Annotated in this window: 14 protein-coding genes; 6 read left to right on the top strand and 8 right to left on the bottom strand. The window is 41.4% G+C overall.

Annotation, left to right across the window (positions count from 1 at the left end; all coding sequences use genetic code 11):
- Positions 1 to 41: 41 nt before the first annotated feature.
- The 3 genes from dnaN (at position 42) to ASE55_RS17835 (ending at position 4,432) form a co-directional block, all read left to right on the top strand.
- Positions 42 to 1,172: a DNA polymerase III subunit beta gene (dnaN, locus tag ASE55_RS17845; protein WP_056222905.1), complete on the top strand. Its 1,131-nt coding sequence runs from the start codon at positions 42 to 44 to the stop codon at positions 1,170 to 1,172.
- Between the two features lie 291 nt (positions 1,173 to 1,463).
- Entirely contained in the window at positions 1,464 to 3,866 is a 2,403-nt protein-coding gene (pheT, locus tag ASE55_RS17840; RefSeq protein WP_056222903.1) for a phenylalanine--tRNA ligase subunit beta, read from the top strand.
- A gap of 155 nt (positions 3,867 to 4,021) precedes the next feature.
- The gene (locus ASE55_RS17835) at positions 4,022 to 4,432 is read left to right on the top strand and encodes an META domain-containing protein (RefSeq protein ID WP_056222900.1); all 411 of its coding nucleotides are present in this window, start codon (positions 4,022 to 4,024) and stop codon (positions 4,430 to 4,432) included.
- Between the two features lie 80 nt (positions 4,433 to 4,512).
- Here ASE55_RS17835 and ASE55_RS17830 read toward each other — a convergent pair whose 3' ends face one another.
- The 8 genes from ASE55_RS17830 to ASE55_RS17795 all read right to left on the bottom strand — a co-directional run bounded on the left by ASE55_RS17830 (position 4,513) and on the right by ASE55_RS17795 (position 11,975).
- Positions 4,513 to 4,755: a hypothetical protein gene (locus tag ASE55_RS17830; protein WP_056222897.1), complete on the bottom strand. Its 243-nt coding sequence runs from the start codon at positions 4,753 to 4,755 to the stop codon at positions 4,513 to 4,515.
- A gap of 39 nt (positions 4,756 to 4,794) precedes the next feature.
- Complete coding sequence (locus ASE55_RS17825; protein WP_056222894.1) at positions 4,795 to 6,111, bottom strand: hypothetical protein; 1,317 nt, start codon at positions 6,109 to 6,111, stop codon at positions 4,795 to 4,797.
- An 80-nt stretch (positions 6,112 to 6,191) separates the two neighbouring features.
- Positions 6,192 to 7,082, bottom strand: coding sequence for a 3-hydroxybutyryl-CoA dehydrogenase (locus ASE55_RS17820; RefSeq protein WP_185116305.1), 891 nt, complete (start codon positions 7,080 to 7,082; stop codon positions 6,192 to 6,194).
- 22 nt (positions 7,083 to 7,104) lie between these two features.
- A complete protein-coding gene (locus ASE55_RS17815) occupies positions 7,105 to 7,515 on the bottom strand; it encodes a hypothetical protein (RefSeq protein WP_056222889.1) in 411 nt (136 codons plus the stop codon).
- 33 nt (positions 7,516 to 7,548) lie between these two features.
- Positions 7,549 to 8,427 carry a CGA/CIA family class A beta-lactamase gene (gene bla-A / locus ASE55_RS17810; RefSeq protein ID WP_056222887.1) on the bottom strand — a complete coding sequence of 293 codons (879 nt, stop codon included), beginning with the start codon at positions 8,425 to 8,427 and terminating at the stop codon, positions 7,549 to 7,551.
- A 64-nt stretch (positions 8,428 to 8,491) separates the two neighbouring features.
- Positions 8,492 to 10,213, bottom strand: coding sequence for a cellulase family glycosylhydrolase (locus ASE55_RS17805; protein WP_056222880.1), 1,722 nt, complete (start codon positions 10,211 to 10,213; stop codon positions 8,492 to 8,494).
- Positions 10,214 to 10,252: 39 nt separating this feature from the next.
- Positions 10,253 to 11,005 (bottom strand): hypothetical protein, encoded by a 753-nt coding sequence (locus ASE55_RS17800; protein WP_056222877.1) that lies wholly within the window; start codon positions 11,003 to 11,005, stop codon positions 10,253 to 10,255.
- Positions 11,006 to 11,012: 7 nt separating this feature from the next.
- Positions 11,013 to 11,975, bottom strand: coding sequence for a Gfo/Idh/MocA family protein (locus ASE55_RS17795; protein ID WP_056222875.1), 963 nt, complete (start codon positions 11,973 to 11,975; stop codon positions 11,013 to 11,015).
- A 134-nt stretch (positions 11,976 to 12,109) separates the two neighbouring features.
- On the opposite strand from ASE55_RS17795, the gene ASE55_RS17790 reads away from it, so the two are divergent.
- The 3 genes from ASE55_RS17790 (at position 12,110) to ASE55_RS17780 (ending at position 15,441) form a co-directional block, all read left to right on the top strand.
- Positions 12,110 to 12,763, top strand: a complete 654-nt coding sequence (locus ASE55_RS17790; protein ID WP_056222870.1) for a protein-L-isoaspartate(D-aspartate) O-methyltransferase — start codon at positions 12,110 to 12,112, stop codon at positions 12,761 to 12,763.
- 164 nt (positions 12,764 to 12,927) lie between these two features.
- Positions 12,928 to 14,913: a urocanate hydratase gene (locus tag ASE55_RS17785; protein WP_056222867.1), complete on the top strand. Its 1,986-nt coding sequence runs from the start codon at positions 12,928 to 12,930 to the stop codon at positions 14,911 to 14,913.
- Between the two features lie 129 nt (positions 14,914 to 15,042).
- The gene (locus ASE55_RS17780; protein WP_128414618.1) at positions 15,043 to 15,441 is read left to right on the top strand and encodes a hypothetical protein; all 399 of its coding nucleotides are present in this window, start codon (positions 15,043 to 15,045) and stop codon (positions 15,439 to 15,441) included.
- Positions 15,442 to 15,459: the final 18 nt, after the last annotated feature.

Raw genomic sequence — 15,459 nt, 5'->3', positions numbered from 1 at the left:
TTTTCTATTTATTATATTTGTAAAAACTTATTTTTAAATCTATGAAATTTATTATTTCAAGTGGTGAACTGCAGAAAGCTTTGCAAACTGTAAGTGGCGTAATATCAAGCTCTCAGTCGAGACCGATTTTAGAAAACTATCTTTTTGAGTTAGACGGCAATAACGTTACCATTACAGCATCTGATGGCGAAACGACTCTGGTAACCTCTCTTGATGTAAAGTCTGACGACAGCGGCAAATTTGCTGTTCCTGCCAAGATTTTTCAGGATTTCATCAAGACCTACGGAGAACAGCCGCTTACACTGGCGGTGAGAGACAATGCAGAAGGAACGGGAAGTCAGCTTGAGATTTTAGATGAAAAAGATAATTTTGCCGTTGCCCTGGATAACGCGGACGATTACCCGGAACTTCCGGAATTTGACGCTGCCCAGAGTGTAACCATGTCGGCAGGTGTTTTGTCTGATGCACTCAACAACACACTTTTTGCAACCAGCAACGATTCACTTCGTCCGGTAATGACAGGCGTTCTGTTCCAGTTCGGGGAAAATGAAACCAATTTCGTTTCTACCGATTCCCACAGGCTGGTAGTGTACAAGAGAATGGATCTGATGAATGCCGAGCCTATGGAATTCATCATGCCTAAAAAACCGCTGAATATTTTCAAAAATATCCTGGCAAGCTCTAACGAAGACGTAACCATTGATTTCAATGAAAACATGGCCAAGTTTACTTTCGGGAAACATATCTGGATCTGCAGGCTGATTGACGGGAAATACCCGAACTATACAGCGGTAATTCCTAAGGAAAACCCGAACGTGCTGACGATTAACAGGAACCTTCTTTTAGGGGCTATTAAAAGAGCATCCATCATGTCTAATAAATCCACAAACCAGGTGCGGTTTAAGCTGTCTGCCAACATTCTTCACCTTCATGCAGAAGATACGGAATATGCGAACAAAGCAGATATGCAGATCCCTTGCGACTACAACGGGGAAGATATCAATATCGGGTTCAGCTCTAAATTTTTAACGGAAATGTTAACCATTCTGGGATCAGATGATATCACAATGAAAATGTCCCAGCCGAACAGACCGGGAATCATTGAACCTCTTGACGGTCTTGAAGAAAATGAAAACATCTTAATGCTGTCAATGCCGGTAATCGGGTTATAAAACAGTAAGAAATATAAAATAAGAAAAGAGGTTTTGAGATTCAAAGCCTCTTTCTTTTTGTACTAAGATGTTGTTTTAATCTGATTTGTTTGCAGGCTTTACAATTGAAGCTGTAATTCAGGTTGTGGAAGCTGTTTAAATAAATGAAGTTAAAATCCTGTTCAGTGTAAGATGATGAGGGTACAGGCATGAAAACTATTTGTTTTATAACCTTTAAAATTTCTCTGTTTCTCAAAAAAACACGACATTTGTAACTCGAAAAATTCAAATAAAATTTTCAAAATATATTCAATGAAGATATCAAACAACTGGCTTAAAGACTTTATCAAAACAGAAATCAAAACAGAAAGAATCGGTGAGTTTCTTACAGATATAGGTCTTGAAGTTGAAGGGATAGAAAAATTTGAAAGTATAAAAGGCAGCCTGGAAGGAATTGTGGTAGGCAAGGTTCTCACCTGCGAAAAGCATCCGAATGCAGATAAGCTGAAAAAAACAACGGTAGACGTAGGAAACGGAAAAACACTGCACATTGTTTGCGGGGCCCCGAATGTGGAAGCCGGACAAACCGTACCTGTTGCTGTTGTAGGAACGAAAATTTACGATAAAACCGGAAACTTTTTCGAAATTAAAGAAGCCAAGATCAGAGGCGAGGTGTCTCAGGGAATGATCTGCGCAGAAGATGAACTGGGGCTGAGTGATGACCACGGTGGGATTATGGTGCTGGATGAAGAGAAATTTGAAACCGGTAAAAAATTCGCGGATTATTATGAACTGGCCAGCGATGAGGTTTTTGAAATCGGTTTAACACCGAACAGAACGGATGCCATGTCCCATTACGGGGTGGCCCGGGACCTTAATGCTTACCTTTCTACCAACCAGCAGAAAGCCGGGTTTGAAAAAGTGTCTTCCGTTGCTTTAAGCAGCGAAGGGACCCATGAGTTCACGCTTGAAGTTGAAGATGCTGAACTGTGCCCGAGGTATATCGGAGCCGTGATCGAAGATGTAAAAGTTACCGATTCCCCGGATTGGCTGAAGGCCAGACTGAAAGCCATCGGCTTAAGCCCGATCAATAATATTGTAGATATCACCAATTATATCCTTCACGGCTACGGACAGCCGCTTCACGCCTTTGATGCAGATAAGATTGCAGATAAAAAAGTGAAAGTGGGCACGGTAGCAGAAGGAACGAAATTCACTACGCTGGATGGAGTGGAAAGAACACTGAACGGTTCCGAAATCATCATCAAGGACGGGAAAGACAACCCGATGTGTATTGCCGGGGTTTTCGGCGGTGCAGATTCAGGCGTTTCCGGTGAAACAAAAACCATATTCCTGGAAAGTGCCTACTTCAGTCCGGTAGCGGTTAGAAAAGCGGCTAAGTTCCACGGGCTGAATACCGATGCTTCGTTCAGGTTTGAAAGAGGGGTAGACCCGAATATTACAAGGACGGCCATTACACATGCCATCAGGCTGATCCAGGACCTTGCGGAAGGAAAGCTGGCAGGAGAGCTGCTGGAAGAATATCCGAAGAAAATAGAGGACAGCTATGTGATCATTAGGTTCTCCAAGATCGAACAGATTTTAGGCACCAAGATCCACAGGGAAAAAGTAAAAGAAATCCTGAAAGCGCTTGATATTCAGGTGCTGAATGAAATCCAGAACGGGCTTGAAATTTCTGTTCCCGCATACAGGGCTGATGTGACAAGGGAAATTGACGTTATTGAAGAGATTTTGAGGATTTACGGCTACAATAAGATTGACGCTCCGCAGAAGATCTCATTTACCCCGGTTAAATTAAGTGCTCAGGACCAGGACGAACTGGAAAACAACTGGGCGAGGGCCTTACAGGGACTTGGCTTCAATGAAGTGATGAACAATTCGCTCACTTCCGTAAAAGACGAAACGGATGCCGTGAAACTACTGAATCCTTTGAGTAATGACCTTGCATTTATGAGAAAGTCTTTGCTGGAAGGCCTTTTGCAGAATGCCATCTACAATATCAACAGGAAGAACCAGGATATTAAGTTTTTCGAGTTCGGGAAAATTTATCATAAAAAAGAAAAATACGAAGAAAGGAAACAGCTTGCCATGCTGGTATCCGGAAGGGAAGTGGCAGAAAACTGGCTGCAGCCGAAATCTGCAACAGGATTCTACAACCTGAAAGCATACGTAAAAGTTCTGCTGGAAAAATTAGCCATTAATTATAAAGAAACCGCGCTGTCGGATGAAAGGTTCTCCGATGCTTTGGCTTATGAAGCAGACGGTAAAGTTTTGGTAAGAATCGGGAAGGTAGCACCTCAGATGCTGAAAGATTTCGATATCGACCAGGAGTGTTTCTATGCTGAAATCGAATTGGAATATGCTCAGAAATTACGTTCAGAAAATGAACTGAAGTTCAGGGATATCCCGAAATTCAATAAAATCAGGAGAGATCTTGCATTGCTGATTGATAAAAGTGTAAACTATGAAGACCTGTATCAGACGGCCAGAAAAAATAAATCCCCTTATCTTAAAGGCATCAACTTATTTGATGTGTATGAAGGCAAGAACCTTCCTGAAGGTAAGAAATCCTATGCGATGAGCTTTGAGCTTCTTAATGAAGAGAAAACCCTGGAAGAGAAAGAAATCACAGCAGTTATGGACTCGCTGATCAAATCTTTCCAGAAAGAATTCAATGCAGAGCTGAGAGGGTAGTTTTGGATGAACTGATCAGTATTAAAATAAATCAACAGAAACGGGCTCAGGCCCGTTTTTTTGTTTTTACTATCAGGTTAAAAAAACAATAAAATCCCCTGAACACGCGTTAATAAAAGAATATTTACGTAAATTTGATTTAAACGAAAGGAAAAATGAAAAATATCTTTTTAAGTATATGTACAGCAGCGGTTTTGGCTTCGTGCGGAACCATGACCGGTTCATCTGCATCTAAAGTAGGGAAGGCCCAGCCGCCTTTAACGGGAACGAAATGGGCTCTGGCCGATAATGTGAAAGGAAAAATCCCGACCCTGAATATTGAAGGCGAGAAAATAAGCGGGAATGCAGGATGCAACAATTATTTCGGAACAACGAAAGTTGATCCTTCCACCGGTAACTTTTCTGCAGGGCAGATGGGATCTACCAAAATGGCGTGTGATAACATGAGTGTTGAGAAAAACTTTATGGATATGATGGCGAAGGCCAATAAATACGTTCTTACCGGAAGTGTCCTGGAACTGTATCAGGACAATCTCCTGCTGTTAAAATTCAACAGAGCGGAATAAACAGACAAAACATAATAAGACATAAAATAAAAGGAACCCAATTAATTTGAGTTCCTTTTATTTTTATGTTTAGAATTTTATTATTCTGCGTCCTCCTCTTCGTCGTACTTAGCCAACTCTTCATCACACCATTTGAATGCAGCTTCCACTACTTTTGTAGCCTCATCTGCCATGGTCTCTTCATCATCTCCTTCCAGATCATCCAGCCATTCAACTTCTTCTTCCTCAACATTCAGGATAAATCTTGGATATTCAGTATGAACAACGAATAAATCTTCTGGAAATTCCGAATTATCTGCTAATAAAAACTTTGGTAATTTCATTTTTTTTAATGTTTTAACTTTGAACCAAAGATAATAAAATTATTGGTATTTGTTCTTGTCGATCTTAATTTTTTGCAAAACTTTATACCTTGTTAATGTTGTCCTTTTCACACTGTCTTCCGGTTTGAAAGTGAGGGTGATATGAGGATTTACTGTGCTGATGAGTTCGGCTACCTGTACCTTATCCAGGTCTTCGGCAGTTTCAAGATAAAACAGCAACGGAACCCTGTCAAGCTTCTCAGACTGCAAATAATTTTTTATTTCCTTTCTGTTTTCAAGGTAATCCCCTTTGGAAAGCCAGGTGAACAGAAAACCGGACATCAGGCTTAAAAAACCTATGGCGTATACTTTAATCCCGAACAGTTGGAACAGCTTCCTGAAATACACCAGCCAGATGGGAAAGCTGAAAGGAGCCATCAGACGGTAATCGATAGCATTCACAGAATAAAAATACTGCACAAAATAAGAACATACAATGCCTGCCAAACTCACAAAAACAAAGAAGAACTCGGAGTCTGAAAGTTTGTATTTTACGAAAAGGTAAATAATCAGCAGGATATTCAGAAAACCGATTCCGTAAATGGCATAGTTGATCATTCCGCCGCCCGGATCCGCAATATGGATGAACGGATTGAACGTCGTGCATAATCCCTGGAAGAGTTCAGGAAGAAGCTTTGAAGTAGGATATAAGCCTATCGTCAGTGCATCTTTTATATAACTCTCGTTAAAATAATCAATGAAAAGAAACTTATAGGCGATGATAAAAATTCCGCCGATAATTCCTGAAATAATAAAGGTTTTCGAGTAGTTCCTCTTCCAGAATAGAAGCCCGAAAAGCCCGGTTCCACCGATAATAAATAATGAACTGTACCTGATGTTGTAAAGTGCGATCAAACTTAAGGAAAGGTAAAAAACAGCTTTTCCTTTTTCTAATTTTCTGTTGATAACCAATGATGAAACATAAAGAAACAGCAGGACAAAAGGCAGGATCAGCGCTTCGCTCATCGTATAGGAAAAAATAGAAAGGAAACTGAACAGGGCACATAAAACAACCGATTCTTTAAAGAAGAAATCTTTCTTCCAGGCAAAAAATAAGATGAAGAGAAAAGAGAATATTCCTACCAGCTTGCTTCCCCAGAATTCATCAGAACCGAAAAGTGTAAAAAATTTAATGCTTAAAGGATATCCTAAAGGCGTTGTGGTATTGTCAATGGTCGGGAAAACATGCGCGAGCCGCATATACCGGATAGAATCGGGGTTGGTCCTTCCTTTTTCATTGAGGAGAAAACGCAAAATGGTCATCACTAAAGTAATGATGACCAGGAATATCTGAATGTATTTTTCTTTAAATTTCATTGAACTGCAGCTGTCAGGTTATAGATTTCAGGTTGATGCCCCAAATTTATAACTTAAAAACTACAACTCACCGCTTAAAATTATTTTGAAAACATTTTTGCCACTTTTTCCGCTTTTTTGCTTTCAGAATAGTCATAGAAGCCTTCTCCGGATTTTACACCTAATTTTCCGGCCATTACCATGTTGACCAACAGCGGGTTCGGGGCGTATTTAGGATTTTTAAAACCGTCATACATGACGTTCAGGATGGCTAAACAGACATCAAGACCAATGAAATCTGCCAGTTGAAGAGGACCCATCGGATGAGCCATTCCCAGTTTCATCACGGTATCGATTTCCTCAACACCTGCCACGCCGTTATAAAGCGTTTCAATAGATTCGTTGATCATCGGCATCAGGATCCTGTTTGCTACAAATCCCGGGTAATCGTTCACTTCTACAGGGACTTTCCCCAATGTTGTGCTCATTTCATACACGGCATCAAAAGTTTCTTTGGAAGTAGAGTAGCCTTTGATAATTTCCACCAGCTTCATAATCGGCACCGGGTTCATAAAGTGCATCCCGATTACCTGCTCAGGCCTTTTCGTGGCAGCAGCAATCTTGGTGATGGAAATGGATGAAGTATTGGTAGCCAGGATACAGTTTTCAGGCGCAAATTCGTCCATCTGCCCGAAGATTTTCAGCTTCAGCTCCTGGTTTTCGGTAGCGGCCTCAACAATCAGGTCAGCATTTCCTACCGCATCCTGAAGTGCTGTAAAGGTTTTTATATTTCCTAAAGTTTCCGCCTTTTTTTCTTCCGTAAGGTTTCCCTTTGCAATTATCCTGTCAAGATTGGTAGTAATGGTTTTCAGTCCTCTGTCTAAAGCTTCCTGTGAAACGTCTACCAGGTTTACGGTAAATCCGCTTTGTGCAAAAGTATGGGCAATCCCATTTCCCATGGTTCCTGCTCCGATAACTACAATGTTCTGAATCATTTTTCTTATTTAATTAAAATTATTTTTTATAAACCGTTAGATTTCTTGCTTTGGAAAGTTCTGCCTTTTTTACCGTTTCAGCGGGATCAAAATTCACCATTCCGTCGCTGTTTTTCTTTCTGGAATTATTCTGGGCATTGATTGTGGCTTTTAATCCTGTGATAAAACCTGCTTTCTGTGCTCCTGAAAGCTGGTCTGTTCCTACATACAGGTTGTATTCTCCCTCTCTTCCAAGGCCGCTCTGCCGATAGACTTCCAGTGATTTTATTTTGCTTTTCTTCTGGAACTGGGTAAGATAATTCATCACAGGCTTATCAGAAGGGGTTCCGCAGCAGATGCTTGCATAACCGATCTGCAGATAGTTTTCACTTTTCTGTGCAAAGAAGAATGTACTGCCGAATAATGCTGTGGCTATTATTAATTTTTTCATAATAAAATCGGTTTTAAAAATAAGCTTAAAATTTTACTTATTAAAATAATCCCAGACGGTCTTTGAAATATCTGAAATCATTTTACAGTTGACAGCATTCGTTTCCGTTGAATTACTGACTAATACAGCTATTGCATAATGCCTGCCATCAGGTAAAGTTATGATGGCAATTTCATTTTCGGCACCTGTTAATCCTGCATTGTTCTTTCCGGAAGCTCCCGTTTTCCTTGCCGCAGGCGTATTTTCCGGAAGCTGTTCAATCAGTTTGTTTTTTCCGGTAGAAGTGGAAAGCATAACCTTCATCAGATAATCCGTAGATTTTTTGGATAATAATTTCCCGTCATAGAATTTTTTCAGGACATCAACCGCAGATTTTGCAGTGGTGTAATTTTCATATTGGGCAGTCCAGTCTTTATGCATTTCCGTTTCGTTATATTTGATCTGAAAACCTTTTATTCCCTTTGAATCCATGAATTTCTGGACAGTTTCAGTGCCTCCGAGCAACTGTAACAGAATGTCGCAGCCGTTATTGTCACTTTTGGCTACAGTAAACTCCAGGATTTCACTCAATGGCACTTCTGCATTTTTACCGGAATATTTATCGCGGAGCGGCGACCATGTATTTTCCATAAGATTAGAGGCATCCAGTGTTACTTTCTGGTCCAGGGAAAGTTTTCCTTTGTCTGCTAAATCCAGTACCGCGGCGGCGATGTGAAATTTGAATACGCTCTGCATCGGTAACTTTTTACCGGCATTTTTATCATAGCTGAATCCGTCTTCAAGATTCAGGACAGAAATTCCTACCGTTGCGTTTTTACCTTTTATAATAGTGTTGATCTGCTTTTTAAGTACAGATTGCTGGGCAAAAGCAAAAGCTGAAATCAAAAGAAAAATAAGTCCTGTTTTTTTCATAATATCCGTTTAAAAATAAATCCCTCTTAGAAACTAAAAGGGATTTGCAATTTAAGGTTTTTTATTATTTCACCTCGAAATAATTCAGGTTGACACCGTCATTTTCAAAATAGATGCGGATTTTATTCTCGCCTTTCTTAAGGCTGATTCCTTTTGCCGTGACAGTTTTCCAGACTTCATATCCTCCTGTTTTAGGCAGTGAAACAACAGCCAGCAGTTTTCCGGAAGCATTTTCAATCTTTACCTTTGCATCACTGATGCCTGCATAGTGTATGTCAAAAGCATACGTCTTATCCGCTTTCGCATTAATGGTGTACTGAAGCCATTCCCCGCTTTCCGTTTTCCCAACGTAATATTGATGGTCCTTCGTTTTGTAAATATCCACTCCGTCATTCCTGAACTGGTTTCCGGAGTTCCATTCAGACCTTTTGGCCGGGTCACTCACCCAGAGGTTGACAAAATCCTTATCCTGATAAGCAGAGCCTATTCTTCCCAGGTCATAATCCACTGCGGAAATCCTTCCCGGAGCCTGGTGCTTTTTAAAAGGCTGTGTACTGCCATCAGCGGTCTGCCTGAACATCGCGTCGATCACATCATTTTTGATTTCTACATTGCTGAACTTATAATTTTCCGCCATCTGCATCAGCGCTTTTTCCGCAAATGCCTTTGATGGCTTTTCGCCTCCGTTTTTCCAGTAATCCAGCAGCTTCTGATATTCAGGCGTGATTTTTACATTGGTGATTCCGGCGATATTGTCAATCTTTTTCATCGGCCAGAAGGCATAACCGATGTTGTGCTTATCCAGGAGCCGGATCAGTTCCATAAACCAGACATTGGAATTTTCCCCGGTTTCCCCCAACCAGATCGGCATGTTGTGCTTTTCCCGGAGATCCAGAACAGATTTCAGCGTGGCGTCATCATTATTGTTCCAGTACTTATGAAAGCTGAAAACCATGTTGCTGTCCCAAAGCGGTGTCAGTCCGTTATAATTATTGCCCCAGGCATTGCCTTCAATAATAATGATGTGCTTCTTATCAACCTCACGGATGGCTTCTGTAATATCCTTCTGCAGCTTCCAGAGCGGTGCATTGGACATTTCATCCGTTCCGTTCGGGTTCTTTCCGGTGAAATTGATGTTCGGTTCGTTGATCAGGTCATAGCCTCCGATCCATGGTTCATCTTTGTACCGTTCCGCCAGCTTTTTCCAGAGGGCAACCGTTTTTTTCTGATTGTCTTCACTTTCCCAGAGTGACGGTTTCGTTTTGTCATTATCGGAAATATTCACGTCATTTCCCTGTCCGCCCGGAGCGGCGTGGAGATCCAGGATCAGGTACATTTTATTGTCGGCACACCATTTCAGAAGGTCGTCGGTCATGGCAAACCCTTCATTCAGCCAGGTATTCTGGTCTTTTACCGGTTCTTTTTCAATCGGTAACGTGTACAGGTTGTAGTGCATAGGGAGCCTGATGGAATTAAACCCTGCTTTTTTCAGAAAATCAATATCCTGCCTGGTAATACCGTTTTTTAAATAAGCTTTGTAAAAGCGTTCCATTCCGTCTTCGCCGATCAGTTCCGCGATTTTCTGCTTGATTTTATATTGCGGGCCGGCAAAATCAGCAGTCTTCAGCATATAGCCTTCCTGCAGCATCCACCCGCCCAGGCCTAGGCCCCGGAGCTGAATATTTTCACCTTTATCATTAATAATTTTCTGGCCGCTTGTCTTTAACAATTGTGATGTCCCAAATTGAGACAATAAAAAAGCGGATAATAGGATGGCTCTTTTCATAATAAATAGCTTAATTATTTAGGTTGTAACAGGAGTTGATTAATCATAGCCGATATTGGCTTCCATATAGGAATCTACAGGTACTCCGCTGATGCGGGCCGGGATCCACCGGGTATGTAAAACGAAATCTTTCAGTTGTTTATTGAATTGTTTCTCAAATATATTGTTTTTTTTATTTTCAAAAGTACTTTCAACAGACAAATCTTTAATTTCACCGTTTTTCATAAGAATAAATGTTGCAGAAGTGCCTGAAAAGAAAGCTTCAGTCTTTTTCTTTATATAGTTCTGAGGAAGCGGATACCGTTTAAAGTATGCTTCTTCTATCTTATCATACTGAAGATTATAACTTACTGCATCAGGATATCTTGAAGTCTGGTCACATTGGCTGTAGCCAAAAATTTCATTGGGGTGTTCACTGGCAAATTTCTGCTTCGCAGTATGTCTGAGAGACGGAATGAATTTTTTACCGAACTTATTCTCAATCAGCTGGTTCATTTCCTTTTCATAGCAGTATTTATACGGGTCATCAGGCAACGGAATACAGGAAAGAGACGTGCCCGGTTCAGTTGTTTTAATTTTGTTTTGATGAAGAAGCTCGATGAATTCCTCTTCACCAAGATAGTCATCGCCGAAACCTGAAAAAATAGTCCAGATATAGTTTCCGTCAGCAAAATCATTCAGAGCCTGCCCCTTTTCATGACCGCATGCTGCTTCATCGCTGTTTTTATTTTGTTCACAGGAAAGGATTGTGAATAACAGCGGTAATAACAGCAGGAAAGGCTTTGTTTTCAATTGTATTTTAGCTGATCAGGTCCATAATCTTCAGGGCTACCTTCAGAGCTTCCGTTCCGTCTTCAAGGGAAACTTCCACATGCTTATTTTCGGTAATGGCATCTGCGAAAGAATTCAGTTCATCCAGAATGGCGTTATTCGGCTGAATGTCCGGGTATTCAAACAGGATCTGGTTTTTTTCGCCGTCTGCATTTTCAATAATCATATCAAACGGAGTAGGGTGCTCAGGGGCATCTTTCATCCGGATTACTTCGGCTTTCTTTTCCAGGAAATCAACAGAAATGTAGGCATCTTTCTGGAAAAACCGGCTTTTTCTCATGGCTTTCATGGAAATCCTTGAAGTGGTAAGGTTCGCGACGCATCCGTTTTCAAACTCAATTCTGGCATTGGAAATATCCGGGGTTTTGCTGACTACACAGACGCCGCTGGCATGGATGTTTTTGACTTTGGATTTCACGATGCTCAATAAAATATCCAGATCGTGAATCATCAGGTCCAGCACCACCGAAACATCCGTTCCGCGCGGATTGAACTCTGCCAGCCTGTGGATTTCAATAAACATCGGGTTCTGGATATATTCTTTAGCCCCGATAAAGGCAGGATTATATCTTTCCACATGCCCAACCTGTGCTTTAATTCCTTTCTCGTGGCACTTTTCTAAAATTTCTTCTGCCTGTTCAAGCGTGTGTGTAACCGGTTTTTCAATAAAAAAATGAAGTCCCTTTTCGATAGCTTTCAAGGCATAATCATAATGATAAAGCGTGGGAGTCACAATGTCCAGCATATCGATCTGATCCAGCAGTTCATCAAAATTCTCAAAATATTTATATCCGAATTCGGCTTCTATTTTTTTTCCGTTTTCTACATCTTTATCGTGGAAACCTATAAATTCATATTTCTCCGACTGGTTCAAAAGTCTCAAATGAATTTTCCCCAAATGTCCGGCACCTACCAAACCTGCTTTTAACATAGCTGTATTAAATTTTTGTAAATATAAGAATTTTAGGTATTCGGCAAGAGATGATAGTTTTTAGGTTGACAAATAGTGAATGTTTTTTTACTTTTGTAGAAACTATCGCCCGCAACCTAATAACTACCCTCTCAATGACGCAAGATTCGTTTGTACATAAAGGAAAAAGAAAGATTTTAGTTGATTATCTCCGGAACAGAATCGGCATTTCAGATGAACATGTCCTTTCAGCGATGAACCAGGTTCCGAGGCATCTTTTTATTGAAAGCATTTTCGAGGATTTCGCGTATGAAGACCGTGCCTTCCCGATCCTGGCCCACCAGACGATCTCGCACCCTTCCACCGTAGCGGAGCAGTCTGAGCTTCTGCAGGTAAAAGAAGGTGAAAAAGTTCTTGAAATAGGAACCGGCTGCGGATACCAGACGGCGGTTCTACTCGCAATGAAAGCATTGGTATACACCGTAGAGCGGCAGAAAGACCTGTTCGATTTTTCTAAGAAAAAATTCCGTGAAATGCACCTGTACCCGAAGTTCCAGAGTTTCGGGGACGGTTTTGCCGGCCTGCCGACCTTTGCACCTTTTGACAGAATTATTGTAACCTGCGGTGCTTCCGTTTTACCTACAGAACTTTTAAAACAGCTAAAAGTAGGCGGAAAAATGGTCATTCCTTTGGGCCCGACTGATGAACAGGTACTGTACCGCTTCACCAAAGTGTCCCCGACGGAATTTGAAAAAGAAGAATTCGGGGCCTATAAATTTGTGCCGATGCTGGGGAATACGAACCAGTAGCCAATTGATCATCTCAACCTGAATAACAACAATTAAAATTCCCCTCCGGAGGAGGGGAATTAACGCGCAGGGAATTTTTTATGTTTAGTTGCATTATATTTTCTAATTTGAATATCTTTAAAACATCAAAAATTAGAACTTAAACTGAACTTTTACACAGCCATATGACTTTCCAGCAACAGATACAGCAGGGCATCCCAAGCCAGTTACCAGCACCGAAACCTTACGAAACACACATCAACCACGCGCCGAAACGAAAAGAGATTTTAGGGGAGGAAGAGAAAAAATTAGCCTTAAAGAATGCTTTACGGTATTTTGAACCTCAGTTCCATGCGGAGCTGCTGCCGGAATTCAGGGAAGAATTAGAAACATATGGCAGGATTTACATGTATCGGTTCCGTCCGGATTACGAAATGAAGGCAAGGCCGATTTCAGAATACCCGGGAAAATCCGAGCAGGCAAAAGCCATTATGCTGATGATCCAGAACAACCTGGATTATGCCGTGGCACAGCACCCGCACGAACTGATTACCTACGGCGGGAACGGTGCCGTATTTTCCAACTGGGCACAGTATCTCCTGACGATGAAGTACCTGTCTGAAATGACGGATGAACAAACCTTAACCATGTACTCCGGGCATCCGATGGGCTTATTTCCGTCTCACAAAGACGCGCCGAGAGTAGTGGTTACCAACGGAATGGTGATCCCGAATTATTCCAAGCCGGATGACTGGGAGAAATTCAATGCATTGGGTGTTTCGCAATATGGGCAGATGACGGCGGGAAGCTATATGTACATCGGTCCGCAGGGTATTGTTCACGGGACAACCATTACCGTTCTCAATGCCTTCAGGAAAATCAATAAAGAACCGAAAGGCGGGCTGTTTGTTACCTCCGGGCTGGGCGGAATGAGCGGTGCGCAGCCGAAAGCCGGAAATATCGCCGGCTGCGTTACGGTATGTGCGGAAGTGAATCCTAAAATCACCAGAATCCGACATGAACAGCAGTGGGTAAATGAAATCCATGAGAATCTTGATCAGCTGGTAGAGAGGGTCAGAACAGCGCAGGAAAACAAGGAAACGGTTTCCCTGGCGTATCTTGGTAATATTGTTGAGGTCTGGGAAAAATTCGATCAGGAGCATGTAAGGATCGATATCGGTTCAGACCAGACTTCGCTGCACAACCCGTGGGCGGGAGGCTATTATCCGGCAGGGCAGAGCTTTGAGGAATCCAACACCATGATGGCGGAAAACCCTGAACTGTTCAAAGAAAAAGTTCAGGAAACGCTGAGAAGGCATGCCGCAGCCATCAATAAACATACAGAAAAAGGAACCTATTTCTTTGATTACGGTAACGCGTTCTTACTGGAAGCATCAAGGGCCGGAGCAGATGTAATGTCTGACAATCCTACCTTGGGAAGAGAATTCAAGTTCCCAAGCTATGTTCAGGATATTATGGGGCCGATGTGTTTTGATTACGGTTTCGGGCCGTTCCGTTGGGTATGCACCAGCGGGACACCGGAAGATTTGCAGAAAACCGATGAAATTGCCTGTCAGGTTTTAGAGGAAATGATTAAAAATTCCCCGGAAGAAATCCAGCAGCAGATGAAGGATAACATCCAGTGGATTAAAGGGGCGCAGGAAAATAAACTGGTGGTAGGTTCACAGGCAAGGATTTTATATGCCGATGCGGAAGGAAGAATGAAGATTGCCGAAGCCTTTAACAGAGCCATTAAAAACGGCGAGATCGGCGCGGTAGTCTTAGGACGGGACCATCATGATGTTTCAGGGACGGATTCGCCGTACCGGGAGACATCCAATATTTACGACGGTTCTAGGTTTACCGCAGATATGGCCATTCACAATGTCATCGGAGACAGTTTCCGCGGGGCCACGTGGGTTTCCATCCACAACGGCGGCGGCGTAGGCTGGGGCGAGGTGATCAACGGTGGTTTCGGGATGTTGCTGGACGGAAGCGATGATGCCGACCGGAGACTAAAATCCATGTTGTTCTGGGACGTGAACAACGGAATTTCCCGCAGAAGTTGGGCCCGCAATGAAGGCGCTGTTTTTGCGATTAAAAGAGCCATGGAAGCAGAGCCGAACCTGAAAGTGACGCTGCCGAATTTTGTGGATGAAAGTTTGTTTTAATTTGAGAATCTGAAAATTAATTAATTTGAAAATGGATATTCACAATCAGTTTACAAGTATGTACTTTCTGCTTTTGTTGACAGTTTTTATTGTAATTAATCTTGTCATCTTAAGATTTAAAAAACAAAATTGGAAAGTTTTATTAGATTGGAAAGTGATGGCCATCAGTTTACAAGTATGTACTTTCTGCTTTTGTTGACAGTTTTTATTGTAATTAATCTTGTCATCTTAAGATTTAAAAAACAAAATTGGAAAGTTTTATTAGATTGGAAAGTGATGGCRTTAGCTTTTGTCATTACGTTTTTGGGACTRTTATATTCTGAATCTTCAAAATCAGAGGATTGGCTTATTGAAACTTATGGCTTTCCAAAATATTTTTATTTTAAAAAATCTTCTTTAGGAAAAGATGCTTTTATGGATTGGGGAATTGTACGGTTTGATTATATAAATTTTCTGCAAAATTTTATTCTCATTTTTCTTTTGGCAGACATTTTTAAACTSCTRTTAAAAAGAAGTTTAAAAAGATAAAAAGATCGGAAGAGCGTC

The sequence above is a fragment of the Chryseobacterium sp. Leaf201 genome (assembly GCF_001421435.1).
In the GTDB taxonomy this organism is placed as follows: Bacteria; Bacteroidota; Bacteroidia; order Flavobacteriales; family Weeksellaceae; genus Chryseobacterium.
Note: the sequence above shows the minus strand (reverse complement) of the source record. Positions and strands in the feature narration are given on the sequence as shown.